Here is a 26,457-nt window from a genome sequence, read left to right as displayed (position 1 = left end):
TTGCTTTAAGTTTGACGTGAGACCCTGACGTCATCCTAACTGTTATACTGCATCGCCAATGAGCTTTGAAAAAAATATAGTAGATGACAAGCATGATTCGCAGACCTATCTACTTTCAGATTTTGTCGAATTTAATCGTAATCAGCTTACTATAAGCAAAGTTAAACCCGCGTTAGCAAAATATATTAGTACATTGGCATTAGTGCTTGTGCCTTTATGCTCGGTTCAGGCACAAATCAGCGCAGACAAAAGCGAAGCACTTCCAATGATTCAGTGCTCCCCTTCCGATACAAACATTGATCTTGACCTAACAATTAAAAATCACGGCCAAGTTGAGCCTAATGATGCCTCTGCTACTCCTGATAGCACTCAAAGGCTGCATAAAGGTAGACGACAAGTCGCTAAGATATCAATTACCAACAATACAATTTTCGATGAGTCTGAACATGACACAATGGCCTTTCATCACATGGCGAATTGGATGCATATTACAACCAAAGATGACGTTATCCGCGAGCGCCTGCCCTTTAAAGAGGGCGATTTGTTAAATGAAGATGATTTACTTGAAGCGGAACGTATTATTCGCAGTCAAGCCTACATTAGAGACGTTAAAATCACCTTCAAAGAGAACTGTGATATAAACGAACCGGCTCAAATAGAAATTCAAACTTGGGACAACTGGTCATTGATCCCCACCGTCAGTTTTGGCCGCAAGGGTGGTGAAAACAAACTTTCTATTGGGGTAAAAGAAGACAACGTATTCGGCACCGGCATTCGCGCTCGATTTAAATACAACAGTGACGAACAACGTAATGGCTATCAATTTACCCTGCGCTCACCATTTCCAGCAATACCCTACTCAACAATATTAGTAGACTTTGCGGACAATGATGACGGCCAACTGACACAGTTGGAATTGGATAAGCCGTTTTATCATATCAATTCAGACTATATGTTTAATCTATCATTTTTAAAAAATGAAAAAACTGAAGATATTTTTCAAAATGGCCTAACTCGCAATAGTTTTAATGAAAACAGTCATCGCTATGCGGTATCAGGCGGCTGGCAATTAGAGCATCAAGAGAATATGAGCACTCGCATTGAATTTGGCTTTGTTGATGACTCAGCTAAATTTGAAGCAACTCGCTTATTAAATACGGCCGATAGCGTGTTTTTACCACAAGATCGAGCTTATCAATACCCGTGGATTGGTGTGGAGTATGTAGAGCGCAAATTTAAGAGAATGTTTGATGTCTACTTAATCAACCAAACCGAAGACATTAATCTGGGCTGGCATCATGAAGTTAAGCTAGGCCTTGAATTAAACGATGTTGCGCAAGACAGCGACGCTGGTTATCACGTAAACCTATTATCCAGCAAGGGATATGAAGTTAACGATGCGCTAGTTTTGCTATCTGCAGAGGGCCAAGCACACCTCAACACGTCGAATCCAGACCAATACTCGTTAACCGGTAACCTCGAATACTTCAGCAGATATAGCGACTTAATAGGTATGTATGCTCGCTTTTCAGGTACCTCGTCAAAAAATAATTTCCTTGATAAACCGTTCACCGTGGGCGATGACAGCGGCGTCAGAGGTTATCCGCTTCAATATCAACATGGTGACACGAGTTTCTCAAGTTCATTAGAAGCACGCTTTTATACCGACTACAACATTCTTAAAATACTTGACCTTGGCTTTGTTGCATTTGCCGATGCAGGGAAAGCTTGGGGTGGCGAACAAGCTGCTTTCAACGAGACCGACTCATTACTCACCAGCGTTGGAGCAGGTGTCCGCCTTTATTCATCACGCTCGAGCCATAAAAGCGTTGTACACATGGATATTGCTAAGCCGTTTGAAACGTCTGACAACGTCGACTCTTGGCAATGGCGATTACAAATAAAGCAGTCCTTTTAAAACACTAGTGATAACCCACAACATAGAATAGATATAGGTAACGATGACAGATTTAACTAATAAGCAAAATGGCAGCGGTGCACAAAGAGTATTCAAAGCGACGCTTTGCTCATTCAAAGGCTTCAAGGCAGCATGGTTACATGAGTCTGCTTTTCGTCAAGAGCTGATAATGAGTACTGTTTTACTACCTTTGAGTTTTTATCTTGCGCAGTCCCGCCAGCATTGGTTGCTCTTATTTGGAGCTCTATTATTTGTGCTTTTCGCCGAAATTATCAACTCAGCGCTCGAAGCTTTGGCCGACAGCATTACGCTTGAACATAGTGTATTGATTGGTCGAGCTAAAGATTTAGGCTCTTCTGGTGTATTCATCGCGCTCACTTTCCTTCTGGCGGTATGGGGCGAAGCGATGCTGAGTCTATTTATGTAGATTATTAACGAGCCAACTCAAATTGATTTGAAAATCATAAACGCTGTTTCTTCAATATTACTGCATTTTTCTTTTAGGACATAAAATGATAACCAACGATAAACCTATCACGCATTTCATCAAGCAAAGTGCAATATCGCTTGTAAATCGCATTCGTAATCATCGGTATAGTGCTAATCAACTTATCGTTATCACCTCGTTATACGTGGCGTTTGTTTGTAACTTCCCTTTCTTAACAAGGGCAATAACAGCCATCACGCAAACCAGTGACTACAGCTTCTTGTTTTTATTATCGGTGCCAACACTGCTGGTTAGTCTTATCATCATGATAAATGGCACAATAGGTGTTGGTAAATTACTAAAGCCTCTACTGATTTTAACCATACTTTTGTCCACTGTTTTGCTTTATGCCACCGCAAGCTATGGCGTCGTTTTCGACTACACAATGATTCAAAATGGCGCAGAAACTGACTCAGCAGAGGCTTTTTCTTATTTAAACGCGCACGATATTGTATTTGTTATTCTAGTTGGCGGCATTCCTGCACTTGGTATTTTTTTTGCTAAAGTGAAAACTCAATCGTGGAGCCGAGGACTCAAAGCCCGGTCTGCTCTAGTAGCGTCTCACACCATACTCGTCGTGTTGATAGCTAGCGTTTTCTATGCCAATTATGCCGCAGTTGGCAGAAATAACAGAGAGCTACTAGCTTACATTACGCCCTATAAGTTTGTTGATGCCACGGTTAAATATACTAAGCGACATTACTTCACAACTGAGTTGCCATTTAAAACATTAGATAGCAATCCACTGCTGGAGATTGAAGATGATAAGGCAAGAGTAACCGTTCTTGTGGTCGGTGAGACCGCGCGGGCGCAAAATTTTTCATTAAATGGATACAGCCACAATACTAATCAATATACAGAAGATTCAGGCATTGTCTCATTTACAAAGGTGTCCTCCTGTGGCACAGCTACGGCCGTATCCTTACCGTGCATGTTTTCGAGACTAGATAGACAAACCTACGACAACAGAACCGCGAATGCCCAGCAAAATTTACTCGATATTGCCAAGGCTGCGGGCACCGATGTGCTCTGGATAGACAACAATAATGGAAGTTGCAAAGGCGTTTGTGCCCGCGTTAATTCTATTGATATTGATACTGGCATAGCCAACCCATTGTGTGACGGCGAGTATTGTTTCGATGAGGCTTTGCTGTTGCCACTGCAGAACAAACTCGATAACTTAAGTGCGAAAAACACACTCATTGTACTGCACATGATAGGCTCTCACGGACCCACTTATTACAAAAGATATCCGCAAGACAAAGCCGTGTTTTTACCTGATTGTCAGCGCAGCGATATTCAACACTGCAGCGAGCAGGAAATCGTTAATACCTATGACAACACCATTGCTTACACCGATTTTGTGCTGAATAAAATTATTGCTCGCTTAGAAAAACTGGAAAGTGACTCAGCGGTGCAAACAGCCATGCTGTACATCTCCGACCATGGCGAATCATTGGGAGAAAAAGGTGTCTACTTACATGGTCTTCCGTATGCTTTTGCTCCCCAAGAACAAACTCATGTACCCATGTTATTTTGGCAGAATAAAAGCCTTGCTCATCAAGATAATGATTGTATTAAATCGGTGTCTAGCGAAGTTATTTCACATGACAACCTTTTTGATATTGTTCTTGGCATTACTTCAGTGAGCAGCACTCAATATATTGAAGGTAGAGATGTTTTGTCAAAGTGCAGAGCCAGTGATGGACTGCTCGCAGCTGCTACAGAGCCGAATACAAAGATATTACTCTAGATCCACTTTTTACGTCTGAAGAAATACAGCATGCCGCCAATCATCAATGCAATGATGCCCCAGACCATCAGATATCCGAACTGCCAATCGAGTTCAGGCATATTGGTGGGGCTGTTTTCAGAACGAAAATTCATTCCGTAGACCCCCACTAAAAAGGTCGGTGGAATGAAAATCGTGGTAAAAATAGTTAAAAATTTCATCACGTCGTTTAACTTGAGGCTCACACTGGTTAAATACAGCTCCATTAAACCTGAAGTCATTTCGTGGTAGGTTTCTAACATTTCCATAATAGAAATAACGTGGTCATGACAATCTCTCAAATGAAGCAGTGTGTTGTCCTGCAGCAGCGGATTGTCATCCGCTCTTAATAACTCGTTGATAACTTCCCTCTGTGGCCAAAGACGTCTGCGGATGAGAAGTAGGTCGCGACGCAACTCATGTATTGAGCTCAATAATCTTTCATTCTTTGTTTCCATCAACTCATCTTCCAATGCCTGAATTTGCTCAGAGTACGTTTCTAACATTGGAAAGCCAAAATCAATGACGGTGTCAATCAAGGCATATAATAAATAATCGCTTTGTTGCTTGCGCAATTTACCTATTTTATTTTCCAGCCTTTCAATTACGGCTAAAAAAGGATTGTTTTTACCTGTAGAAAAGGAAATTAACGTGGTTTTGCTTAAGAAAAGGCTGACTTGATCGACACGAGCACTGCTTCCTTCTTTAACCGGCAAGTTAAGAATAAGGAATATTTGTTCATCATTTATTTCCACTTTGGGTCGCTGCCCGACGTTAATAACATCTTCGACATAGAGCTCGTGTATCCCTAGGTCTTTTCCTAGCAGCTTCATGGCTTCTGCAGAGGGGTCTCCTTGTACGTGTATCCAAGTGCAGTTTTCGCTCTCTATAAATGACTTGCAGGTGCTGACATCGACATTGAGCTGAGCGTTAAAGACCGTTGCGTTGTAGTCATAGAGATCAACACTGAACACCGCATTTTCATTCGTTTTCAGAGTGCCCGGCCTAGTACCCGGTTTGTGATATTTTTTATTGAATAACTTCACTGCGAATCCTTTACCTTATGATTTATCGTGACTGCACTTGCGTTGACCTGTCCTGAAGCATCAAATGTTCATATACTGAAAGCTGCTTATGGTGAGTCGACCAGATCCCTGTAATTTACTGTTACTAATCTGCACTCTTAGCAATGTATGTGTTTAAATATAAGCACATTCCCACTGGTAAGCCACCGCTAAATATAAAGAAGTTAATCTATGCTAAATTTGAGGGAACTGAAGGGATGCTTTCGAATGCGTATTTAAGCCCTACGAGGCAATCATTTTGATTGCACACTGGTCATTTATACACTATTCTTGATGAATTCGTTTTCACAAGAAAACACGCTGTGGCGATATTGAAGTAAAGGGAGATTGAACAGAGTGAACACCACCGAAATCATAAACGAAATGCCCCATGCACAAAGAGAACGTTTAGCGTTTATCGACTTCTGTCTGCAATTTTTTGGGCACATTACTCGCAATGATTTGGTTAGTCGCTTTCAAACAGGTCTGGCGGCGTGCACTCGTGACTTTGCAGCCTATCGCGAGTTAGCAAGTACCAACTTAGTGCTCGACCATTCTACCAAGCAATATTATCGAACAGCCTCATTTGTACCGCTTTTTAAATATCAACCCGATATTATTTTACAATCACTGAGTCGCGGTTTTGGCAACGGCATTTCACACTCGACACAACCATCTGAACAGTGCTTTGATGCCGTGCAGCTTATTCATCCGGATAGCAGTATTATTGCCGCGCTGATGCGTGGGATCCATAATCAAGCACTGTGTGAGGTTGGCTACGTTTCGGTTTCATCAGGTGAATCAGTTAGGCAGTTTATTCCACACGCATTGATTAACAATGGCCACCGCTGGCACGTGCGCGGCTACGATTGCAAAAACCAAGGTTTCAGAGATTTTGTATGCACGCGCTTCACCCATATTACCGCCACTGACGAAGAAATATTACCTCATCAACTTGCTGCTGCTGACGTTCAATTTAACCAAATTATAAACTTAGTTATTGTGCCTCACCCGAGTATTACAAACCCACTCGCCATTGAAATGGATTTTGCGATGCAAGACGGAAAAAAAGTAATGACTACCCGAGCAGCGCTGGCGGCTTACATTCTGAGGCAGTGGCAAGTGGACTGTTCCGAAGGACACCGCATTCGAGGACAGGGTTGTCAGTTAGCACTTGAAAACATTGATATATTACAACGTATTGAGAACCCCACTTTAGCGCCTGGTTACTCGATATAAATAGCATTAAAAAAGACTGTAAATTCAGAAAAGTAAGGCATTTATTTTAATAACCTTGTGCTTTATTGGAACTTTACTCAGCTAGGTTAGGTCTTTATAACTTAGGAAACGGTCTTCTCATCTCATAAGGTAGACATTATGGCTGAACTACATCGATTAGATACTAGACAACATCAACTCCATAATGAGGCGTTGATTAAGTTAACCGTCTTGCTCTATCAGATTGACGGGAAAGTGACGTTGACAGAACAGGATTACTTTGACGAGCTTTTGCAAGAAATGTCTTGGCACAGCGGTATTTCCAAAGAAGCTTACGTTAATGACGCGATCCACCAAGCCCGAGAGGCGATTGATAGTGTGGCGGCACCTGAGTTCGTTCGGTCACTATCAGATGAATTAAACATAGATGCCGCGCGTTCATTAGAAGTTGCAATGGCTATCACTAAAGTCGACGGTGTTCGCAGTGAGAAAGAAGTTGAACTACTTGCGCTACTAGCAAATCGAGTGCTTGCTAGAGGCCTAGTCGCCTAAGTAAACATGCTTTTATATTTATTACACACTAGCGCTGAAGCATTCCGCCAATAACGCCCGGAGTATTTTTAAAATCGATAGAGTTGGGTATTATTTGAGTATGATGATTTGAGTGACGCGTTAAAAACTATTGTATTTTTTGCGGCATTGTTAGGAGGCCTAACTTGGTTCTTTTCTAGCATGTTGGGCCCTGATACTCGCGGAGTAAACCGTTTAAATAATGGTGTCATTCAATACTTTGGCCCTATCGATATAGAGCGAGTGGAAAAATTCAAACAGCTCTATAAACCTGGCGACCGCCTATTAGTAAATAGCAATGGCGGTAGTCTTTACGCTGGCATCGAGATGGGTAAATTCATTCATCAAAACCGAATGACGGTGGAGGTTGCAGGTCTTTGCATTTCTAGCTGCGCCAATTATGTATTCTTAGCCGGTGAAACCAAAGTACTGAATAAGAATTCCTTAGTTGTCTTTCATGGCGGACCTAAGCAAGCCAACTTCTTGTCGCTTATGCAGCAAGCTGACGCGTCTAATGCAGAACCTGGTACAACCTTTGGAAGAGCAGACTACGAAGGAGTAGTGACTATCGAGTCGGCTTCTGCACAGCGCCAAGCGCTGGCGTCAAATTACGGAAATCCCTGCGGCATTGGCGAGATCCTGAATGTCTATGGTAACTGTGAAGTGTTCACAGCTGAGCAACAGCTCCAATTTTTAATCGATTTGGAAAATCAGTTGTACAGAGACATCAATCCAAATATGGATAGAGATATTCCTTACCTTGGTCAAATCGGTGACTATGCGCAGCTCTACCTTGCCTATCAATACTATGGTTTTTTTTACAATATAGACAGCCTTGAGAAACTCGGTGTATCAAATGTCTATACAAAGGACGGCGAATGGTCGCCGCAAAATAATCCCTTATATGACAAAGTTTATGAGGTCGTGGTAACGCCATAATTTGCGAAATAGAGTGACTTACTAAGTGACGAACTGAGCAAGCGACGCACTTAGCAAAGGACGTACTCAACGCCCTATAATTTACCCTGAGGCACATCAAAGCTTGCTTCTTGCTGCAACTGCAGTTCATTTACCGATATACTATTTTCACTATCTGAAATAGACCAGCACCAAAATTGTTCTTTACCAACCTGCTCTGTTTGAGGCGATAAGGTAATGGTTAATTCACGTGACGGATCGACAGAAAAAGGTGTGGGCAATGGGAACAAAATTTGATCCCAGTGGGTTGGTATATCATTCGGACCCGTGCCAAATTGCACTTCAGGGCTCAATTGCGCGCTGAACCAGCCACACAGAGCAAATATTTCGGTTTTTTCACTGGGTATCAGAGTAGTGGTAAATACTCGCGGTGTATTGGTTTTTGTGATGGTTCGCATGTCCAGCGTACCCAAGTCGGCGATACTCTCCAACAGACTTTCGGGCTCAAGTGCAACCAAATCTGATTGCTGAAAAGGTACATGAGCTATGGGTGTAAAGTCGAGGCCGTAAGGACTATTTTGCAAAAAGCATAAATCATCCAATACAAATTCATCGACCACTAAACCCACATGCAGGCTTACTTGCGCCGGGATCATAGTACCTCCCTCTGCCAAATAACGATCTCTCACCGTCAACAAGGGCTCTAGCATAGCTTCGTAAAATAAACAGTGCCCCATCCACTCCGATACAATAACGTCCACTTTCTCGTCCAGTGCTAGCGACTGGTGATCATCATGATAAAAGTTAATTTTTTCGAAACCATTAGCAATAGCAATGTTTTGAGCATTCTTGATAAACGGCGAACGATCTACTGCTATCACCTTGCTTGCGTTAGCGCGCGCAGCAAACATCGATAGCACACCGCTACCGCACCCAAAATCAAGAACGCTAAGACTAGGATTCACTGTGGCATTAATCGCCTTTTCATAAGCCTCGGTACGAACAATATCTTGCAGCATGACTTTATGCATGGCTACATCACGATAAGACATGCGATGAAGACCGCCGCTACCATCAGTTTCATTGGCGCTGATATCAGCGTGGGTATTATCGTTTTTGGATTTAGTCATAGCCATCTCAAGTTCGTTTTTTGCGGTATTCTAACAGGCTGCATTGAAGCCAGATACTGTTTATATCCCGTAAACTTTGCAAATAGCCGACCGGCGAGTGCAATATCGTTAACTAAAACAATAAATAGGCTTATATTTCTCAAATCTCCTATTCATTTGTTTTTCGATTTTTATCGAAGCTGTTATTATGCCGCAAAACAAAGTAGCAACACCACGCACGAGGCAAGATATGACAAATCAACAACACGCACATGAAGATGAAGGCCATGTACACGGTCCTGATTGCAACCATCACCACCACGAGGTGCAAACACCTATAGTCAGAGCCGGCGCTAAAATTGGTCGTAACGATGTATGTCCATGCGGCAGTGAAAAAAAGTATAAAAAATGTTGTGGTAAGTAGCGTCAGTCTTGCTTGTAATAATAGTGTATTGCAGCATTCGGCATGTCTCGATCACGTGGCTGTGAATGAGCTTTAAAATGGAAAAATCAACTATTCATTTCGCTGCCGAATTAGCCACCGCATTAGCAAAAATTGATCATGCACTGATTCAGAATGACAGCCAACAACCTGAACTCAAGCTCATCATTCATGCTGGTACACCAAAAACAGGTACCACGAGCTTACAAACCTACTTGGATAAAAAACAACGCAAATTAAGAGGAAAAGGAATTCTTTATCCACATAATTTGGAGAAGTTAAAAAATCCCCACGCGCCAAAACACCAATGGTTTGAAAAGAATCTAGTCACGACGAATTTAAACAGTTTCTTAGAAAACTTTAAAAATATTCTTTCGCAAGTCACAAGCGATACTCACACCATCCTTCTGTCCTCTGAAGGTATTTATAATTACTGGTGGGATTTTCCTGACGCGTCAAAAGATGTTTTATCTGAGTTGAGTAAACTTTTCAACATTGAGCTATGGGTGTGGTTTCGTGACCCAATCAAATTTATTGAAAGCTATTACAAGCAGTGCATTCGCAATCCACAGTTGGATGGCAACCCATGCTATGGCAAGAATTTATCCTTTGCTGACATGTTGAAGATAGACTGGTTTGCTCGGCATCTGGACTATCAAGGCTTCGTCGATGAATGCCAAATGCTGTTCGGCGAAAATAAGGTCTCCGTATTTAACTACGAAGGAGATGTGGTGCAGGAAGTCATTCAGAAATTAGGGCTAGCAACTGCGCATGACAATCCAACGCCAAGGCAAAATAAAAGCCTTAACAGCGCATCCGTAAAATTATTAAGAACGATAAACCACTACAATTTAAAAGCAAAAGATAAAGAGCGTTTGATGCCCCACTTAAAAGAAATTAATACACTGCTTGAAAATTATGCCAAGGATGCTCTAATTGACGCAGAATCAAGAAGGAGAGTGTTGGCCCTCGCTCATCCAATAAAATTCTAAGCCTTTTTTAAGTTGTTGGTGCAGCATTTATGATCATTTAAGTTTCTTCCTGCATATCAATGAGATTGCAGGCACTTAAATTAGGTCAACAGCATGCGTTTAATAATCACCATTGGTATCACTTTAACTATCAGCTTGTTCGCTTTCTTTTCATGGAGTATTCAAAACAACACAATGGAAAAACGCATAGATTTCAGCACTTCCGCAGAAGCCCGAAATTGGGTTATTGTTAACGACACGGTAATGGGTGGCCGCTCACAGGCGGAATTAGCCATTGAAAACGATATGCTAGTTTTTACCGGCAATTTATCATTAGAAAACAATGGCGGATTCGCTTCAACTCGAAGAATCTATTCACCCTTAAGCTGGAACAGCAACGAAACTTTGGAGATAAAAGTACTTGGCGACGGCCGCAGTTATCAATTCAGGCTGCGCACTAACCGAAATGCAGATGGCATTGCTTATGTGGCAAATTTCACTACGACAAAAGGTGAAGTTCAGCTCCTCACTTTCAATCTTAATGACTTTAACCCTCAATTCAGAGGGAGACTCGTGAAAGGCGCCCCCAGCCTAAACTTTTCAGACATTGCACAAATCGGCTTTATGTTGGCAGACAAAAACCGAGGAGATTTTGTTTTGCGAATTGCGCACATTAGGCAGATACCAGAAATCATATAGTCCAGTGCCATAGCTTAGTCTTAATAATGTAAAGAAATCGGGGTATGAAGAGTCTTTAAAGCAATCAGTGACCTAGAATGCACGTCACAAATGTCCTAGCAGTTTATCACTAAGCGAACACAGCAGCTTAAATGTGCCGCTGTTTAGGGACCTTTGACACTTTGCCGTATTAATTAAAATACCCACCCTGCAGCTTGAATACTTAAGCTAGAACTAGCAACTGTATCATTACTCCCATAGAAACATTATTGGGATATTCCGTGAACTTCCGACTTTTCACTATCGCTATTTGCTTTTTCGTCTGCAGCAAAGCCGCTAAATGAGGACAGTGCAACATGGCATTCGGACAACAGGTCTATCAGTCAACGATATGGTTCACTTAGCACAAGTTCAACGCCGTCCAATGACCCAGACTGTGCAGAATCGCTTTCTTTTGCACCTCGCTTGGCGAAATGAGGCTGCTAATTCAGCAACGTTTGGCAACTTAAATTTGATAAGGGATCTATGAAGCCTTTACTAAGCCTAAATCGACTTTTCAGCCAAGTCGGCATCCGAGGGCTATTTTTGCCGTTGATCATATTACTAGTCGGTATTTTGATGTCGCTGTTCGCTGAACAGAAAGCGCAAAATAACCAAGCTGATTTAGTAACACACACGCTCAAAAATGACTTGCGCAACATTCGTTTAGATTTTAATCAAAGACTCACTTTTTACAATTACGGATTGAAAGGTCTGCATGGACTGATTTCAACCATAGGTTTAGAAAGTTTTGATTATCAGACAATGATGAATTATGCCGAAAATAGAGACTTTCAAGAAGAATTCCCTGGTGTTCGAGGCATCGGTTTTATTCAACGAGTTGAGCAGAATCAATTAACAGAATTCATATCCGCACAAAGACAAATGAGACCGGATTCTCAATTCGATTTAAAACAATTAAATGCGCACAACGACAGTCTTTTTATAATTCGTTATATAGAACCCGAAGATAACAATAAAAGTGCGGTTGGCCTCGATATTGGTTCAGAAAGCATGCGCAGAAACGCGGCCATAGCTGCAGCAAGCAATAATGAACTACAGATAACCGCGCCTATCACGCTAGTACAGGCAGATAAAAAAGAAAAACAGGGGTTTCTCATACTCTTACCTCTTTACGACACCATAACGATTCCCACAGAGCCTGAGGAGAGGCTAGAACACACGATTGGCTGGATATATGCGCCAATACTAATAGACGAAGTATTGAACTCCAACACCGACTTCCCTAGAGATGTCGATATTCAAATTTCAGATGTCACTGCCACCGGCGGACAAGTGTTTTATCAACAGCAGTCGGAAAGCTCGGCTCTTAGCTCCTTTGCCTACAGTGAGCGCGTTAGTGTGTTCGGCCGAGTCTGGGAGTTAACCTTATCGGCGCAACCAAGCTATGTAAATCGAGTCAAAACAACGAAAAACTTTCATACCTTCTTTCAATATTTGATTATCAGTGTCTTGATAGCTCTTATATTCTTGAGTGCCCACTTAGCCTTGCTTCGCAGAAAGCTAATGAAAGACTATGCTCAGGAATTGCTCATCGCTAACGAGAAAACGTTAAAGATCGCAAATGAGCAACTAGAAGACGTAGTTGCGCAACGCACTGCAGAAATCCATAAAGCCAATGCATTGCAAAACGCGATTTTAACTAATGCCAATTACTCGGTTATTGCGACAGATACAAAGGGGCTTATCACCTTGTTTAACCCAGCAGCCGAGCGGCTGTTGGGATATAGAGCAAAAGACTTAATAGGAAAAGAATCACCTGCTTTGTTTCATGTGGAAGAGCAGATACATGAACGAGCGCGTGCTCTATCTCAAGAATTGCAATGTGAATTTGAAAACAGTATGGAAGTGTTTTTTGCTAAATCCGATAGAGGATTAGAGGATAAATCAAACTGGACTTATGTTAACAAAAGTGGGCAAAACATACCTGTAATGCTTAACTTAACGGCGCTGAGAAATGAAAGCAACGACATAACTGGTTATTTAGGAATAGCCTACGATTTGACTGAACAAATAGAAAAAGAGAGCGCGCTAGCAGAGGCAAAAGAAGCAGCAGAGAAAGCCAACTTAGCGAAGTCTGAGTTTTTAGCGAATATGAGCCACGAAATACGCACCCCTTTAAACGGCATTTTTGGCACACTGCAGCTGCTGCGAGATGCCACAACTAAAGCCAAGCAATCCAAACTGATTGAACTCGCGGAGAAGTCGACCAAGACACTCAACCGACTGGTAAATGATATATTGGATTTTTCTAAATTCGAAGCGGGAAAATTGGACTTGAATATATGCCCAGTCGATTTACCCATGCTCATAAATGAAATTGAATTAGAATCAAATCCGAGCGCGCAACAGAAAAAGTTAGCATTAAACGTCAATATCGATTTGAAAAATGCTGTCTGGATGACTGACGAATTGAGGCTGAAACAGATATTACTCAATGTGCTCAGCAATGCGATTAAATTTACACACGAGGGCGAGGTAAACCTGACCATTTCTGAACAGGATAGGAATGGGATAAGTTTCATTGTCGAAGACACGGGTATCGGGATGAATGAAGTATCACTAAAAAGACTATTTCAGCGCTTCGAACAGGCCGACAAATCCATAACCCGTCGCTATGGCGGAACAGGACTCGGCATGTCGATTACTCATTCTTTAGTGCATTTGATGAACGGAACAATATCTGTAGCAAGTAAAGAAAACACTGGTACACGTATTAGCATCTCGCTGCCTTTAGTGGCTATTGAAGCGCCAAAAACAATTACCCCCGAACCGCACAAGCTTCCTGTAGAAATAGATGAAAGGACGATATTAATCGCAGAAGACAATGATATTAATCAAGTCATTCTTAATTCAATGCTAGAAGATCGATATAAGACTATACATACCGTTGAAAATGGACAGCTGGCTTTGGAGTTTGCAACAACAAGACAGGTCGACGTAATCCTTATGGATATACAAATGCCCATTATGGATGGAATAGAGGCCTGTAAACGCATTAAATCTTTGCAGCCAAACTTACCCATTATTGCGACTACAGCAAATGTCTTCGAAGAGGATATTGCGCTTTATAAAGCCGCGGGCTTTGATGCCTGCATTGCTAAACCATTTGAACAACAGCAATTGTTCGAGGTTATTCACAACACCTTGAACAAATAGTAAATAAGTTGAGTTGGCCGGTAAGCCGGGTTCTGTCTTGGACAATCATTCGTCTAGGCCAATAATCGCTCATTGGCTCAAGCAACCTACCCGTTCCCAACGCGGGCCGCGCCATAAGGGAACCTATTTGGTCTTGCTCCGGGTGGAGTTTACCTTGCCGTCAACTGTTGCCAGCGACGCGGTGCGCTCTTACCGCACCCTTTCACCCTTACCAAGTGTAAACACCTGGCGGTCTTCTCTCTGCTGCACTTGTCGTCGGCTTACGCCGCCCAGACGTTATCTGGCACCCTGCCCTGTGGAGCCCGGACTTTCCTCCCCTCTAAAACATACAAGTATGAATAAAGCGGCGATTGCCTGGCCAACTCAGGGCGGGAGTTTACACTAAACGTTTGCGTTGTGATATACGTTTTGCACGTCATCACAGTCATTCAACATATCCATGAATTTTTCATACATAGGCATGTCTTCTTCACTAATGTCTTTGCTGTCTTGCGGTACCCAAGTAATTTCTTCAACTTCAATTTCCAAATCAGGAAACGCGTCATTCAATGCTGTTTTGCATTTGAAGAATTCAGTATGGGGGACGAATACCGTTACCGTGCCATCCTCAACTTCAACGTCAGAAACATCCACATCTGCTTCCATTAATGGCTCAAGCACAACTTCATCGTCGTCACCTTTAAAGGAGAATATGGCAAGATGATCGAACATAAACGCAGAGGAACCTTGCGCGCCAATTTTACAATTTGTTTTAGTAAAGCAATTACGCACATCTGTAATGGTTCGATTAGCATTGTCAGAAAGGCAATCAACAATAACCATGCAGCCGCCGGGGCCAAAACCTTCATATCGCATTGGAACGAAATCTTCACCAGCACCACCAACCGCTTTTTCAATAGCTTTATCAATTACGTGGCTTGGTACTTGGTCTTTTTTGGCTTTTTCGATAAGGCGGCGAAGCTGCAGGTTTGCATCAGGGTCAGGACCACCGCTTTTGGCAATGACGTAAATTTCTTTACCGTAGCGTGAATATACTTTCGTTTTTGCGCCGGCAGTTTTCGCCATCGCGACTTTTCTTACTTCAAACTTTCTACCCATTTTTAGTTCTCTTTTTATGGATTTTGTAAATTCGCATCGCCATTATGGCGTCGCGCTTTGTATCAATGTATGAGATTGTACTGCTTTTCGTTTACGCTGTCAGCGTTGTAGAGCGCTTTGGTACGCACTTTATAATACGCATAATACGCTGCGAGTCGCTAGTTAGTCTGCAGCAGTATTAAAGCAAACAAAATAAGCTCTCTTCTAGCAACTTCCAAATCACGCGATATGCTGCAAACCCAAATATTCTCGTGATTGCATTTCTTGCAAACGACTCAAGCACCGCCGAAACTCGAAACTCAAACGACCTTCTGAATATAATTCTTCTAAAGGTACTGCCGCTGACATAATTAATTTTACTTTTCGTTCATAGAATTCGTCAATCATGGCAATGAAGCGCCTAGCAATATCGTCACTGTTAGCCCCCATTTGCTCAACATTGGCAACCAATACAGAATGATAACAGCGGCTTATTTCGATATAGTCAGACTGACTTCTAGGCCCATCACAAATAGCTCTAAAGGTGAACATCACTACGCCGTCTGCCTCTCGCATTGCTGGGATATCTCTACCCGCAACATTGATATTTATATCGGACACACCTTCTTCCGGCGCAAGCTGCGTAAAGTAAGTTTGTAAGTTGGTCGTTGCCTCATCGTCTAACGGATAGTGATATATCTCGGCTTTTTCGAGGGTTCTCAATCGGTAATCGACACCGCTATCGACATTAACAACACGCGTGTTCTGGTTAATTAATTCTATAGCAGGTAAGAATCGAGCGCGCTGCAGTCCGTTGTGGTACAGCCTGTCAGGAATGATATTGGATGTTGCCACCAGCACAATTCCGTGCCCAAAGAGTTCTTCCATTAGCGTGCCAAGTATCATGGCATCGGTAATATCTGACACAAAAAACTCGTCGAAACAAATCACTTTCGCCTCAATAGAAAGCTTTTTGGCGATAATTTTTAAAGGATCTTCTTTACCTGCCAGCAGCTTTAACTCTTCGTGAATCCGATGCATAAAACGATGAAAATGCACCCGCATCTTATTCTCGAACGGTAAACATTCATAAAATGTATCAACGAGGTAGGTTTTGCCACGGCCCACACCACCCCAAAAATAGATGCCCTGAATACTTGGCTGCGCCATCCCTTTTCCGAAAGCTTGCTTAATTTTCACTCGCCATGAAGGCTTTCTTTCAGGATGCGTTAATTCATCATATAAACGCTGTAATTCTTTAACCGCATTTTCCTGCGCCGCATCGTATTGAAAATCAATGAGCGACAAATCATCTTGATATTTTTCCCAAGGGGTCATTAATGTTCCAAAAATTCTAAAAAATTGCTAAAAATCACTTCGAATGGCTTGAAAATAAACTCAACAGACTACACTAAGCGTATTATAACGAAACGCTCAAGTGCATACTTACGAGCAAAGGTAACGTTTGGGTTTTGTGCGAGTATACAGCGCGGCGACTAAGTTGAAAATCACGACATAGGTATTATCCTAATTTATTACTAATAAGCGCTTGCATGGAATCGATGAATAGCTGATCATTTGTCCGAAGCAATCCTCAGTTGGAGACATCATGGAAATCGGTACATTAATTATTGGCGTCATTATCGGACTCGTCATCGGCGGTATTTTGGGTTTAGTTGTATTCAGAACAATGCAATCAAATTCTCAGCAAAAAGTTAACCATACAGAGGACGAACGCAAAGCCTTATTAGCTATACAAGCCCGACAGCACTTGGATATTTCAAGACAGGCATTAACTGACATTCAAAATAGAACAGCGGAACTGGCGAGTCATTTAAATGAGTATGAAGACTCGCTTACACAGGCAACAACAAGCGCTGGTGAAGTGAAAGAAACGTTCTTCGGTGAACATGCCAGCGTATTTTTACGTAACAGTTTAGAAGCACATAAGAAAGACCTTGCTTTAGCTCAACCGGATACTCAACCACGTGATTTTGCGAACAGTGGTTCAGGTGTCTTTGTTGGGGCTAATGCAAAGACAGTAAAAAAGAATAAATCACAAGGCTAGTGAACTTAACCCGCTTTTCACTAGTCTTTGTCAGGTATTCAATTTTTTTAAACATACTTGGAGTATTGAGATTAATGAAAGCATTTCTTCGTAAATTAGCGGTCTGTTTCACTGCAGGCTCTATTATTTTTGTTACCCTCTCAAGCGCAAACGCTGCGCTACCCTTTTTCTCGACCAAAAAAGACGAAGTTCCTTCACTCGCCCCGATGATTGAACGAGTGTCGCCTGCGGTTGTGAGTATATCGGTAGAAGGGACTCAAGTGAGTCGCCAGCAAGTGCCAGAAATGTTCAAACGCTTTTTTGGTGCGCCCAATGAACAAGTTAATGAAAGGACATTTCGTGGCATGGGTTCTGGCGTAATTATTGACGCAAAGAAAGGTTATGTTGTCACCAATAATCACGTGGTTGAGAATGCAGACGAAATCATTGTAAAACTAACTGACGGGCGCGAATTCGTTGCTAAGAAGCTTGGTGCTGACGAGCAAAGCGATGTAGCGCTGCTGCAAATTGAAGCTGATGACTTATCTCAAGTATCGATAGCTAATTCAAATGAATTACGCGTAGGTGACTTTACCGTCGCCATCGGCAACCCATTTGGGCTAGGACAAACCGTGACTTCTGGTATTGTCAGCGCACTAGGACGCTCAGGCTTAAACATTGGCGGCTTTGAAGATTTTATACAAACCGACGCGGCGATTAACCGCGGTAACTCAGGCGGCGCGCTAGTTAATCTAAACGGCGAGTTGATTGGTATGAACACCGCTATATTTGGCCCGAACGGCGGCAATGTCGGCATTGGCTTCGCGATCCCAAGCAATATGATGAAAGGTTTGATTGATCAAATTGTTGAATTTGGTGAAGTTAGACGGGGCTTACTTGGTATTCAAGGCGGGAACGTTGACGCGAAACTTGCAGAAGCGATGCGCTCTCCAAGCAACCGAGGTGCTTTCATTAATGAGGTTGTGCCCGAATCAGCAGCGGATAAAGCCGGATTAAAGTCAGGCGATATCATTACAAGTATTAACGGTAATGACCTCAGTAGCTTTGACGAACTTCGCGCCAAAGTAGCCACCATGGGTGCAGGTGCTAAAGTGAAATTAACGATTGTAAGAGAAGGCAAAAAGCAAGATGTCGATGTTGTCCTTGGCGATGCAGGAAAACCTGTTACGGAAGCCAAAGATTTACACCCAGCCTTTGAAGGTAGCGTGTTGAGCAATGGTCAGGACGAGACAGGCAACGATGGTGTGGTCGTGTCAGAAGTTCAAGCGCGTTCACCCGCAGCTCGAATTGGTCTTAAATCAGATGACGTTATTGTTGGCTTAAATAGACAGCGCGTAAATAATGTCGCTGACCTTCGCCGTCTTGTAGAAGAAAGCGAAGGAAACGTGATGGCGTTGAATGTGAAGCGCGGCACATCCACTATTTATGTCGTTATTAGACAGTAATTAAGTATCAACTTTGAGCATTCCATTTCGACGCATGCAGCGTCGTCTTGGAATGTTTGATTCACCACGCTGTAACACTTTGGATTAATTTGGTATTCTTACGAATTAATCACTAGTATCGAACTTATTAAACATGCCAGTATTGCAACGTTTCTTTATCGCACTTCTAAAACCAATTATTCTTGGTTTAATTGTTGCAGCTATCCTCCTTGTATTTATCCCAGAGTTTCGTCAAGGCAGTGGCCTAAGTATTAATTGGCTACAAAAGAAAGATAATCCGCCAGAACGCCTCAGTTATTTCGACGCTATCAGCAGAAGTGCTCCGGCTGTTGTTTACATTTATGGTGTTAGCATCGATAACCCTAATCCAAATAGTATCTTTAGAGGCAGGACAACTGAGCGCACCAACTTAGGCTCAGGGGTTATTATGAACGAAGATGGCTATCTAATGACCTGTTATCATGTCATTAAAGATACAGATACAATATTTATTCGCCTGCAAGACAGCCGCACGCTTGAAGCTCAAATTGTTGGGTTTGACGTCGAGACCGACTTAGCTGTGTTGAAAGTTGACGCTAAAGATCTTCACGTAATGCCTCAGGTACCAAAAACAGGGCTTCGAGTGGGTGATGTCGTAATGGCTATTGGCAATCCACTCGACTTGGGTCAAACCATCACACAAGGGATAGTCAGCAGGATTAGTCGCAACAACTTAGCGAATTACTTTGACTTTATTCAAACCGACGCAGTATTACACCCAGGCAATTCAGGTGGTGCATTGGTGGATAGTAATGGCTATCTGGTAGGGATTACCAACGCTAACTTCAAAACTCGAGGACCTTCTGGTCGCGGACTAACAACCGTTGATGGTATTAACTTTGCGGTTCCTTATGAGTTGGCAAAAAAAGTAATGGAAGAAATTATAGTATCAGGCACCGTTGTTCGCGGGCAGTTAGGATTTGTAGGAAACCCGCTAAGAGAAGGAAAAGGAATGGTTGTGACCGCAGTGACTCGCGGCGGTCCTGCTGACAATGCAGGTTTAAAAACGAATGATATCCTGCTTGCTATCAATGGCTTTGAAATTGAAGAGAATGATACAGGCCAAGCGTTGAATATCGTGAGCCAAACTGCCCCTGGAACATTGCTTACTTTGAGAATTGAACGCAATCAGGAGCTGATGACACTGACAGTGGTGGTTGGCTCGTCAGCGTCGTCCTAGACGATTATCGTAAAGCTAAAAAAAGGATTAGAAGCTACACTCGCTTGCTAATCCTTTTTTAACACTATGCATTTGGTGAGTTAAGCTTGCTTTTCTTTTACTCGCTTAATGTTAGCGCCTAAAGCACTTAACTTATGCTCTATGGCCTCATAGCCTCTATCGAGATGGTATATTCGATTAACCGTTGTTTCACCGTCAGCGACTAAACCAGCAATAACCAAGCTTGCTGAAGCACGCAAGTCAGTTGCCATTACCTGTGCACCTCTCAACTTAGAGCCACCCTTCGATAACGCACTGTTGCCCTCAAGCTCAATTTCGGCTCCCATACGCTTTAATTCTGGTACATGCATAAAACGATTCTCAAAAATCGTTTCCGTGATCACGCCAGCACCCTGAGCAACTGCATTTAATGTCATGAACTGAGCCTGCATATCAGTTGGAAAGCCAGGGTGCGGCACCGTTCTTAAATTTACTGCTTTTGGCGATTTACCCTGCATGTCCAACTCAATCCAGTCATCTCCAAGCGTTATATTTGCGCCAGCTTGTTCAAGCTTGCTCAGAACTGCGTCAAGTGTCGATGGATCTGCTTTTTCACAGCGAATACGACCACCAGAAACTGCGGCTGCAACTAAAAAAGTCCCCGTTTCAATCCGATCGGGCAAAACGCTATAGTTGCATCCCTTAAGACTTTTAACACCCGTAATTTTAATATGGTCGGTACCTGCACCGCTCACGTTTGCGCCCATGCTGTTTAAGCAGTTAGCGAGATCGACAATTTCAGGCTCTCTGGCAGCGTTCTCTAAAATCGTTTCGCCATCAGCTAAAGATGCGGCCATCATCAAGTTTTCTGTTGCACCAACGCTTACCACGTCCATAAAAATACGAGCGCCTTTCAAGCGTCCGTCAACTTCTGCTCTGATATAGCCCTCGTCTACTTCGATCTTAGCGCCCATTTTCTCGAGGCCCGCCAAATGCAGGTCAACCGGTCGAGCACCAATGGCACAACCACCAGGCAATGACACGTTCGCTTTGCCATGCTTTGCTAAAAGCGGACCTAAGACCAGAATCGACGCACGCATAGTGCTCACTAATTCGTAAGACGCCGTCACGCTGCTTAAGTTACTTGCGTCAATTTCCACGTGATTTTTATCCACTTGATTTACTTTCGCGCCAAAATCTTTTAACAAAAGTAACGTGGTACTGATATCTCTAAGCGCGGGAACATTGCTAAATGAACAAGTTGAATCAGCTAATAAGCTCGAAATAAGTAACGGTAGTGCGGCATTTTTCGCACCTGAAATTGTAACTGAGCCAGATAATGGCGGGCTTTTAGTAATAACCAACTTGTCCACAGGTACTCTCTTTTATTTATATTTTTTATTATTATTTACGTTAGTTTCAAGAATGAAACAATTTCTCTCGCTGCCATTGGTCAGCGGTAAACGTCTTGATGGTGATAGCATGCATGGTGCCGTCTGCTATTTGCGTCGACAAAGGCCCGTAAATTAACTGCTGCTTTTTGACTCTTGTCATTTCGGCAAAGCGATCATCAACAGCAATTATCTGAAAATGGGAACCTTCGCTTTTTACCTTCACGTCGCTTAAAGAGAGTTCAGATTTTAGTAAACTCGCTATTTCTTCATTTGTCATTCTTTTCTCTATTTTAGGAAGCTGTCAGCATTGCTAAGCTTTGCCAGCTCAATTAATTTTTTAGGTGAATGATGAATACTAACACTAACGTTACGTTGTTTTAAATCACGTTTAAGATTAATTAGCCAAGCCAAGCCCGCACTATCCGCTCTTTCCACATCATTAAGGCAAACAACAAGGCTTGATGCCTCTGCTAATTGCTTTTTCGCACCGTCGTTAGTAGACGCCCAATAATCGTTTTTTAACGTTAGTTGGTCAAGATCTCCTTTTACAACTAACGTTAGTTGTTTTTCTCGCAGCTCTAGTTCAGCTTGCATCGATTGTGTGACCTTATTTATCAAGTTTTTCGTTAAGTTTAATTGGCTCAGCGATACTTTTTCTCATTAATTCGATCACTTTGTCGATGCCATCCTGACGCAATATAGATTCAAACTCAGTGCGTTTGCTCGATAATAAACTAATACCTTCTGCGACCATGTCATACACTTGCCACTGGTCTGATTGACGGTCTTTGCGCACTTTAAAGGCAACCTTGATATCCGGGCGATCGCCGTCTTTAATCACAGCACGCACTGTCACATCTGAGCGGCCATCGAACTCCATTGCTGGGGCAAATTCAACCTGCTGGTCGTCATAATAACCGAGGGCAACCGCATAGCTAGTAATTAAGTACTCTCTAAATACTGACACAAATTCCAACAATTTCTCTCTTGGTACTTTGTTGGCATACTTGCCCAATACTTTAAAGGCCGAAAATCGGTAGTCTATGTAAGGTAACAACTCTTCTTCCATTACAGTACGCAGTAATTCTGGGTTGCTTTTAATCTGTGATTTCTCACGCTTAATGCGGTCAAACGTTAGCATCGCAACCTCATTGATCATAACGTAGGGATCGCTTTGTTCGGCAGCCACCGTAACGCTGGCAGGGACCATAAAAATCATGGCAGTCAAAATAGATATAAGCCACTTTTTCAGGCTGTTACCATGTTTATTCACATTATTCTCCTCGTTTACTACTGTCATGATTATTCTGAGTCTTTGCCAAACAAAAACTGACCAATAAGGTCTTCCAACACCAACGCTGACTTGGTATCAACGATATATTTAGTTTCGCCTTCTTTATCGCCGATATAAATTGGATCTTCCCCGGGAAAAACAAAACCTGGTGTCAAACCAATATACTGCTCACCCAGCAAACCCGCTGTCAGAATGGATACAGAGCTTGTTTCAGGGAATGTTTGCGCATAGCTCGACGAAATTTCCATTTCGACAACAGGAATGAGCTCACGTTCATCTAAATAAATACGCGACACTCTTCCTACAACCACTCCCCCTACTTTTACGGATGATCTTTCTTTTAGCCCACCGATATTGTCGAACTTAGCGCTAACCTTATAGATTTCGCCGTTTCCACTCATTCCTTGATTAGCTACTTGCAGCGCAAGCATTAAAGTTGCTGCAATTGCAAAAGCAACGAAGATACCGACCATTAATTCTGTTTTCTTGCTTGTCATCTTATTTCCTAATTAATTCCAAACATCAGTGCTGTAAGCACAAAATCTATACCTAAAATCGCCAACGAAGAAAGCACTACGGTTTCCGTCGTTGCCTTACTTATACCTTCTGACGTTGGTAAAGCATCGTATCCTTTGTAGAGTGCAATCCATACAACCACTAGCGCAAATACAACACTTTTTATAACGCCATTGATGACATCTTTATCCCACTCAACCGTTGACTGCATAATTGACCAATAGCTTCCAGAGTCGACACCTAACCACTCAACACCAACTAAATGGCCACCTAGAATTCCCACGGCGCTAAAAATCACAGCCAACATTGGCATGGATATTACGCCAGCCCAGAAGCGCGGAGCGATAATCCGTCTCAACGGATCGACGGCCATCATTTCTAAACTACTCAATTGTTCAGTCGCCTTCATTAACCCGATTTCTGCAGTTAACGCTGAGCCAGCTCGGCCAGCAAACAATAAAGCAGTAACCACCGGCCCTAACTCACGGAGCAAAGACAACGCAACCATAGGACCTAGGCTGCCTTCAGCACCGTAATTCACCAAAATCGTATAGCCTTGCAGCGCCATAACCATGCCGATAAACAGACCTGACACGATGATAATCAGCAGGCTCTGCACACCGACAACGTATATTTGCTGAATAATGAGAGGGATGTTCTTTAGTCTTGGAATTGCAAACAAACCGCCCCACAGCATCAAAGAGGCATTACCTATAGCACTCAACTTCGCCAGCGTTCCAGCACCTAAATTAATCAACCAGTTCACTATTTAGCTCCCTTTAAGATTTCTTTTTCAGAGACGTCTTTCTTAAAGGACGTTTTCTTGGAAGCTCCTGCCATAAAAGCTTCCTCCAGCGACGGCGCAGGAAAGTGAAATGGCACTGGCCCATCAGCATTGCCTTGCAAAAACTGCTGCACTAGCTCTGAGGAAGAGTTTCTAATTTCTTCAGGCGTGCCTTCTCCAATAATGCGTTTATCAGCCAGAATGTAAGCGTAATCAGCAATTGTAAGGACTTCTTTTACATCATGAGTGACTACGATACTGGTTAAACTCAAGGCAGAATTCAGTTCTTTAATTAACTTAAGTAGCACGCCCATCGAAATTGGGTCTTGTCCCGCGAAAGGCTCGTCATATAAAATTAAATCAGGATCAAGCGCAATCGCTCTCGCCAAAGCGGCCCGTCTTGCCATGCCACCAGACAGCTCACTGGGCATTAAATGAGCAGCCCCGCGCAAGCCCACGGCTTCTAACTTAAGCAAAACAATTGTCTCAATAATTCCCTCTGATAATCCGGTGTGCTCCCGAAGAGGGAAAGCAACATTGTCAAATACTGAGATATTCGTGAATAGCGCGCCACTTTGGAAAAGCATGCTCATTTTGCGCCGAACGTCATACAAGCGTTTCCGGCTCATTTGATGAATATTTTCACCTTGAAACAACACTTCACCGCTGTCCGGATAGAGTTGGCCTCCAATGAGTTTGAGCAGCGTAGTTTTACCTATTCCGCTGGGGCCCATCACTGCTGTGATACCGCCTTTTTTCACTTGCATCGAGATGCTGTCATAAATGACACGATCACCTCGCTCGAAGTGCATTTTGTCGATATCAACTAAAATGTCTGACATTAGATTTCTTTAATTCCTATGTGAGTGATCTTCACTATTGAAACGTCTCCATACTGGTCTTTCACAGATCTCGTTCCTTAAAGACGACCAAGCGCCGATAAAAGTTCATTACATTACCAATCTTTAATGACTGTAAGCTGAATGAGACCGGCTTTTTACGTTTTTATTTTATTTTTTTGCACTTTTATACAATAGTGAATAAAACAATCGCGCTTAATGCCGTATTATAGCGTAATAAGCTAGCTATGTTGTTATAGATTAGTACTTTTCAAGAGCTAAAAAGGCATAAATCTGTAACAAAAATTATATATTAGGAATTGACTTAGCGACGAAAACGGTAAAAAAGTACGAGAGAACAATATTTCGCACTTTTTAGGTGTCAAACCGCTGGGCTTTTTGCGACAATAACAAAACGATTTAGAAGAGATTTAAAACTACGTGATTACACAAATCATTATATTTTTAATAGGCTTAGCTGTGCTCAGTTGGAGTGCAGATAAATTTGTCTATGGTGCTTCAGCACTTGCCAAAAATTTTGGTGTGTCCCCGATGATGATTGGCTTGACTATTGTCGCCATGGGTTCGAGCGCTCCTGAAATAGTGGTTTCCGCAACAGCATCATTGAACGGCAATCCGGATACCGCGGTTGGTAATGCAATCGGCTCCAATATTACGAACATTGCTTTAGTCTTAGGAATAACTGCACTCATCAAGCCCTTACTAGTCTCATCGACAACATTAAGACGGGAACTACCGGTGTTGCTGTTGGTCACCTTAATCGCTGTTTACTTCCTTTCAGACAATTACCTCAGCAAAACTGAAGGCATCATTTTAATTACCTTATTTGTCTTGGTGCTCGCAATAATGGCTTGGCTCTCATTCAAAGTGGATAAAAACGACCCATTAATTGCAGAAACCGAGGACGAAATACCAAGTAATGTGCCAACCGTAAATGCAGTCATGTGGGTAATCGTTGGTTTAATTATGCTCCCCTTGAGCGCGCACTTTCTCGTGGAAAGCGCGGTCTACATAGCGCGTTTCTTTGGCGTTAGCGACCTAGTGATTGGTTTGACCATTATCGCGTTAGGTACTAGTTTGCCTGAGCTTGCGGCAAGTATCGCTGGTGTTCGAAAAGGTGAAGACGACCTTGCGCTTGGAAATATCATTGGTTCTAATATCTTCAATATATTAGCGGTTCTCGCAATGCCTGGTTTGATTATTCCTAGTATGTTGGACCTGAACGCCTCTACGCGCGACTCTTATGTCATGCTTGGCTTGACTATACTGCTCTTCGTTTTTTGCTTTAATTTGCGCGGCACACGGCAAATTAACCGCTATGAAGGTGGTATTTTTGTATTGGCCTTTCTTACTTATCAATACTGGTTATTTAAGTAACAGCCCACATATATAATTCAGTTGGAATTCATGTAAGGCAGCGTATTGTTGCTCAAGGCATGAACAAACAAAAAGGTTG

At 42.5% G+C, this 26,457-nt stretch carries 25 protein-coding genes and 1 other RNA gene; 14 read left to right on the top strand and 12 right to left on the bottom strand.

Going from position 1 to position 26,457, the window contains the following annotated elements; genetic code table 11:
- The first annotated feature begins 58 nt into the window (after positions 1-58).
- The 3 genes from GNIT_RS04365 (at position 59) to GNIT_RS04355 (ending at position 4,158) form a co-directional block, all read left to right on the top strand.
- The gene (locus tag GNIT_RS04365; protein WP_014107929.1) at positions 59-1,918 is read left to right on the top strand and encodes a ShlB/FhaC/HecB family hemolysin secretion/activation protein; all 1,860 of its coding nucleotides are present in this window, start codon (positions 59-61) and stop codon (positions 1,916-1,918) included.
- Between the two features lie 43 nt (positions 1,919-1,961).
- Complete coding sequence (locus GNIT_RS04360; RefSeq protein ID WP_014107928.1) at positions 1,962-2,345, top strand: diacylglycerol kinase; 384 nt, start codon at positions 1,962-1,964, stop codon at positions 2,343-2,345.
- An 85-nt stretch (positions 2,346-2,430) separates the two neighbouring features.
- On the top strand, positions 2,431-4,158 hold the full coding sequence (locus GNIT_RS04355) for a phosphoethanolamine transferase (protein ID WP_014107927.1): 1,728 nt from the start codon (positions 2,431-2,433) through the stop codon (positions 4,156-4,158).
- On the opposite strand, the gene corA is transcribed toward GNIT_RS04355, so the two are convergent.
- Positions 4,155-5,222 (bottom strand): magnesium/cobalt transporter CorA, encoded by a 1,068-nt coding sequence (gene corA, locus GNIT_RS04350; protein ID WP_014107926.1) that lies wholly within the window; start codon positions 5,220-5,222, stop codon positions 4,155-4,157. The two genes, GNIT_RS04355 and corA, sit on opposite strands and share 4 nt — an antisense overlap.
- A 375-nt stretch (positions 5,223-5,597) precedes the next feature.
- Here corA and GNIT_RS04345 point away from each other — a divergent pair, with 375 nt between their 5' ends.
- The 3 genes from GNIT_RS04345 (at position 5,598) to GNIT_RS04335 (ending at position 7,967) form a co-directional block, all read left to right on the top strand.
- Entirely contained in the window at positions 5,598-6,479 is an 882-nt protein-coding gene (locus GNIT_RS04345) for a WYL domain-containing protein (protein WP_014107925.1), read from the top strand.
- A 138-nt stretch (positions 6,480-6,617) separates the two neighbouring features.
- A complete protein-coding gene (locus GNIT_RS04340) occupies positions 6,618-7,010 on the top strand; it encodes a TerB family tellurite resistance protein (RefSeq protein ID WP_014107924.1) in 393 nt (130 codons plus the stop codon).
- A 108-nt stretch (positions 7,011-7,118) separates the two neighbouring features.
- A complete protein-coding gene (locus tag GNIT_RS04335; RefSeq protein ID WP_014107923.1) occupies positions 7,119-7,967 on the top strand; it encodes a Clp protease/crotonase-like domain-containing protein in 849 nt (282 codons plus the stop codon).
- 74 nt (positions 7,968-8,041) lie between these two features.
- On the opposite strand, the gene GNIT_RS04330 is transcribed toward GNIT_RS04335, so the two are convergent.
- The gene (locus GNIT_RS04330; protein WP_041246631.1) at positions 8,042-9,076 is read right to left on the bottom strand and encodes a class I SAM-dependent methyltransferase; all 1,035 of its coding nucleotides are present in this window, start codon (positions 9,074-9,076) and stop codon (positions 8,042-8,044) included.
- 229 nt (positions 9,077-9,305) lie between these two features.
- Here GNIT_RS04330 and GNIT_RS04325 point away from each other — a divergent pair, with 229 nt between their 5' ends.
- The 4 genes from GNIT_RS04325 (at position 9,306) to GNIT_RS04310 (ending at position 14,365) form a co-directional block, all read left to right on the top strand.
- Positions 9,306-9,479 carry an SEC-C metal-binding domain-containing protein gene (locus GNIT_RS04325; protein WP_041246630.1) on the top strand — a complete coding sequence of 58 codons (174 nt, stop codon included), beginning with the start codon at positions 9,306-9,308 and terminating at the stop codon, positions 9,477-9,479.
- A 77-nt stretch (positions 9,480-9,556) separates the two neighbouring features.
- Positions 9,557-10,489, top strand: coding sequence for a sulfotransferase family protein (locus GNIT_RS04320; protein WP_014107920.1), 933 nt, complete (start codon positions 9,557-9,559; stop codon positions 10,487-10,489).
- Positions 10,490-10,582: 93 nt separating this feature from the next.
- Positions 10,583-11,167, top strand: a complete 585-nt coding sequence (locus tag GNIT_RS04315; protein ID WP_014107919.1) for a CIA30 family protein — start codon at positions 10,583-10,585, stop codon at positions 11,165-11,167.
- 504 nt (positions 11,168-11,671) lie between these two features.
- Positions 11,672-14,365 (top strand): CHASE domain-containing protein, encoded by a 2,694-nt coding sequence (locus GNIT_RS04310; protein WP_049786921.1) that lies wholly within the window; start codon positions 11,672-11,674, stop codon positions 14,363-14,365.
- 5 nt (positions 14,366-14,370) lie between these two features.
- On the opposite strand, the gene rnpB is transcribed toward GNIT_RS04310, so the two are convergent.
- The 3 genes from rnpB to zapE form a co-directional block, all read right to left on the bottom strand.
- Positions 14,371-14,731: RNase P RNA component class A (gene rnpB / locus GNIT_RS17795), an RNA gene on the bottom strand.
- Between the two features lie 15 nt (positions 14,732-14,746).
- Positions 14,747-15,463 (bottom strand): YebC/PmpR family DNA-binding transcriptional regulator, encoded by a 717-nt coding sequence (locus GNIT_RS04305; RefSeq protein WP_014107917.1) that lies wholly within the window; start codon positions 15,461-15,463, stop codon positions 14,747-14,749.
- Between the two features lie 219 nt (positions 15,464-15,682).
- Complete coding sequence (gene zapE, locus GNIT_RS04300) at positions 15,683-16,780, bottom strand: cell division protein ZapE (RefSeq protein WP_014107916.1); 1,098 nt, start codon at positions 16,778-16,780, stop codon at positions 15,683-15,685.
- A gap of 271 nt (positions 16,781-17,051) precedes the next feature.
- Here zapE and GNIT_RS04295 point away from each other — a divergent pair, with 271 nt between their 5' ends.
- From GNIT_RS04295 to GNIT_RS04285, 3 genes are all read left to right on the top strand, one after another.
- Entirely contained in the window at positions 17,052-17,510 is a 459-nt protein-coding gene (locus tag GNIT_RS04295) for a Z-ring associated ZapG family protein (RefSeq protein ID WP_014107915.1), read from the top strand.
- A gap of 74 nt (positions 17,511-17,584) precedes the next feature.
- Positions 17,585-18,955, top strand: a complete 1,371-nt coding sequence (locus GNIT_RS04290; RefSeq protein WP_014107914.1) for a DegQ family serine endoprotease — start codon at positions 17,585-17,587, stop codon at positions 18,953-18,955.
- A 133-nt stretch (positions 18,956-19,088) separates the two neighbouring features.
- Complete coding sequence (locus tag GNIT_RS04285) at positions 19,089-20,174, top strand: S1C family serine protease (protein WP_014107913.1); 1,086 nt, start codon at positions 19,089-19,091, stop codon at positions 20,172-20,174.
- A gap of 80 nt (positions 20,175-20,254) precedes the next feature.
- On the opposite strand, the gene murA is transcribed toward GNIT_RS04285, so the two are convergent.
- Genes murA through GNIT_RS04250 form a run of 7 tightly spaced genes read right to left on the bottom strand, consistent with a single transcriptional unit; the run spans position 20,255 to position 24,983 of the window.
- A complete protein-coding gene (murA, locus tag GNIT_RS04280) occupies positions 20,255-21,526 on the bottom strand; it encodes a UDP-N-acetylglucosamine 1-carboxyvinyltransferase (RefSeq protein ID WP_014107912.1) in 1,272 nt (423 codons plus the stop codon).
- A 46-nt stretch (positions 21,527-21,572) separates the two neighbouring features.
- Complete coding sequence (locus GNIT_RS04275; protein WP_014107911.1) at positions 21,573-21,824, bottom strand: BolA family protein; 252 nt, start codon at positions 21,822-21,824, stop codon at positions 21,573-21,575.
- Positions 21,825-21,832: 8 nt separating this feature from the next.
- Positions 21,833-22,141 carry an STAS domain-containing protein gene (locus GNIT_RS04270; RefSeq protein ID WP_014107910.1) on the bottom strand — a complete coding sequence of 103 codons (309 nt, stop codon included), beginning with the start codon at positions 22,139-22,141 and terminating at the stop codon, positions 21,833-21,835.
- 13 nt (positions 22,142-22,154) lie between these two features.
- A complete protein-coding gene (locus tag GNIT_RS04265; protein ID WP_420492356.1) occupies positions 22,155-22,847 on the bottom strand; it encodes an ABC transporter substrate-binding protein in 693 nt (230 codons plus the stop codon).
- A gap of 2 nt (positions 22,848-22,849) precedes the next feature.
- On the bottom strand, positions 22,850-23,338 hold the full coding sequence (gene mlaD, locus GNIT_RS04260) for an outer membrane lipid asymmetry maintenance protein MlaD (protein ID WP_014107908.1): 489 nt from the start codon (positions 23,336-23,338) through the stop codon (positions 22,850-22,852).
- Positions 23,339-23,346: 8 nt separating this feature from the next.
- Positions 23,347-24,123 (bottom strand): lipid asymmetry maintenance ABC transporter permease subunit MlaE, encoded by a 777-nt coding sequence (mlaE, locus tag GNIT_RS04255; protein ID WP_014107907.1) that lies wholly within the window; start codon positions 24,121-24,123, stop codon positions 23,347-23,349.
- Positions 24,123-24,983: an ATP-binding cassette domain-containing protein gene (locus tag GNIT_RS04250; protein WP_014107906.1), complete on the bottom strand. Its 861-nt coding sequence runs from the start codon at positions 24,981-24,983 to the stop codon at positions 24,123-24,125. Before GNIT_RS04250 ends, mlaE begins: the two co-directional genes overlap by 1 nt.
- A 438-nt stretch (positions 24,984-25,421) precedes the next feature.
- On the opposite strand from GNIT_RS04250, the gene GNIT_RS04245 reads away from it, so the two are divergent.
- A complete protein-coding gene (locus GNIT_RS04245; protein WP_014107905.1) occupies positions 25,422-26,378 on the top strand; it encodes a calcium/sodium antiporter in 957 nt (318 codons plus the stop codon).
- Positions 26,379-26,457: the final 79 nt, after the last annotated feature.

The organism is Glaciecola nitratireducens FR1064 (genome assembly GCF_000226565.1).
Lineage (GTDB): Bacteria > Pseudomonadota > Gammaproteobacteria > Enterobacterales > Alteromonadaceae > Glaciecola > Glaciecola nitratireducens.
The sequence above is the reverse complement of the archived record's forward strand: the minus strand, read 5'-3'. Positions and strand labels throughout refer to the sequence as shown.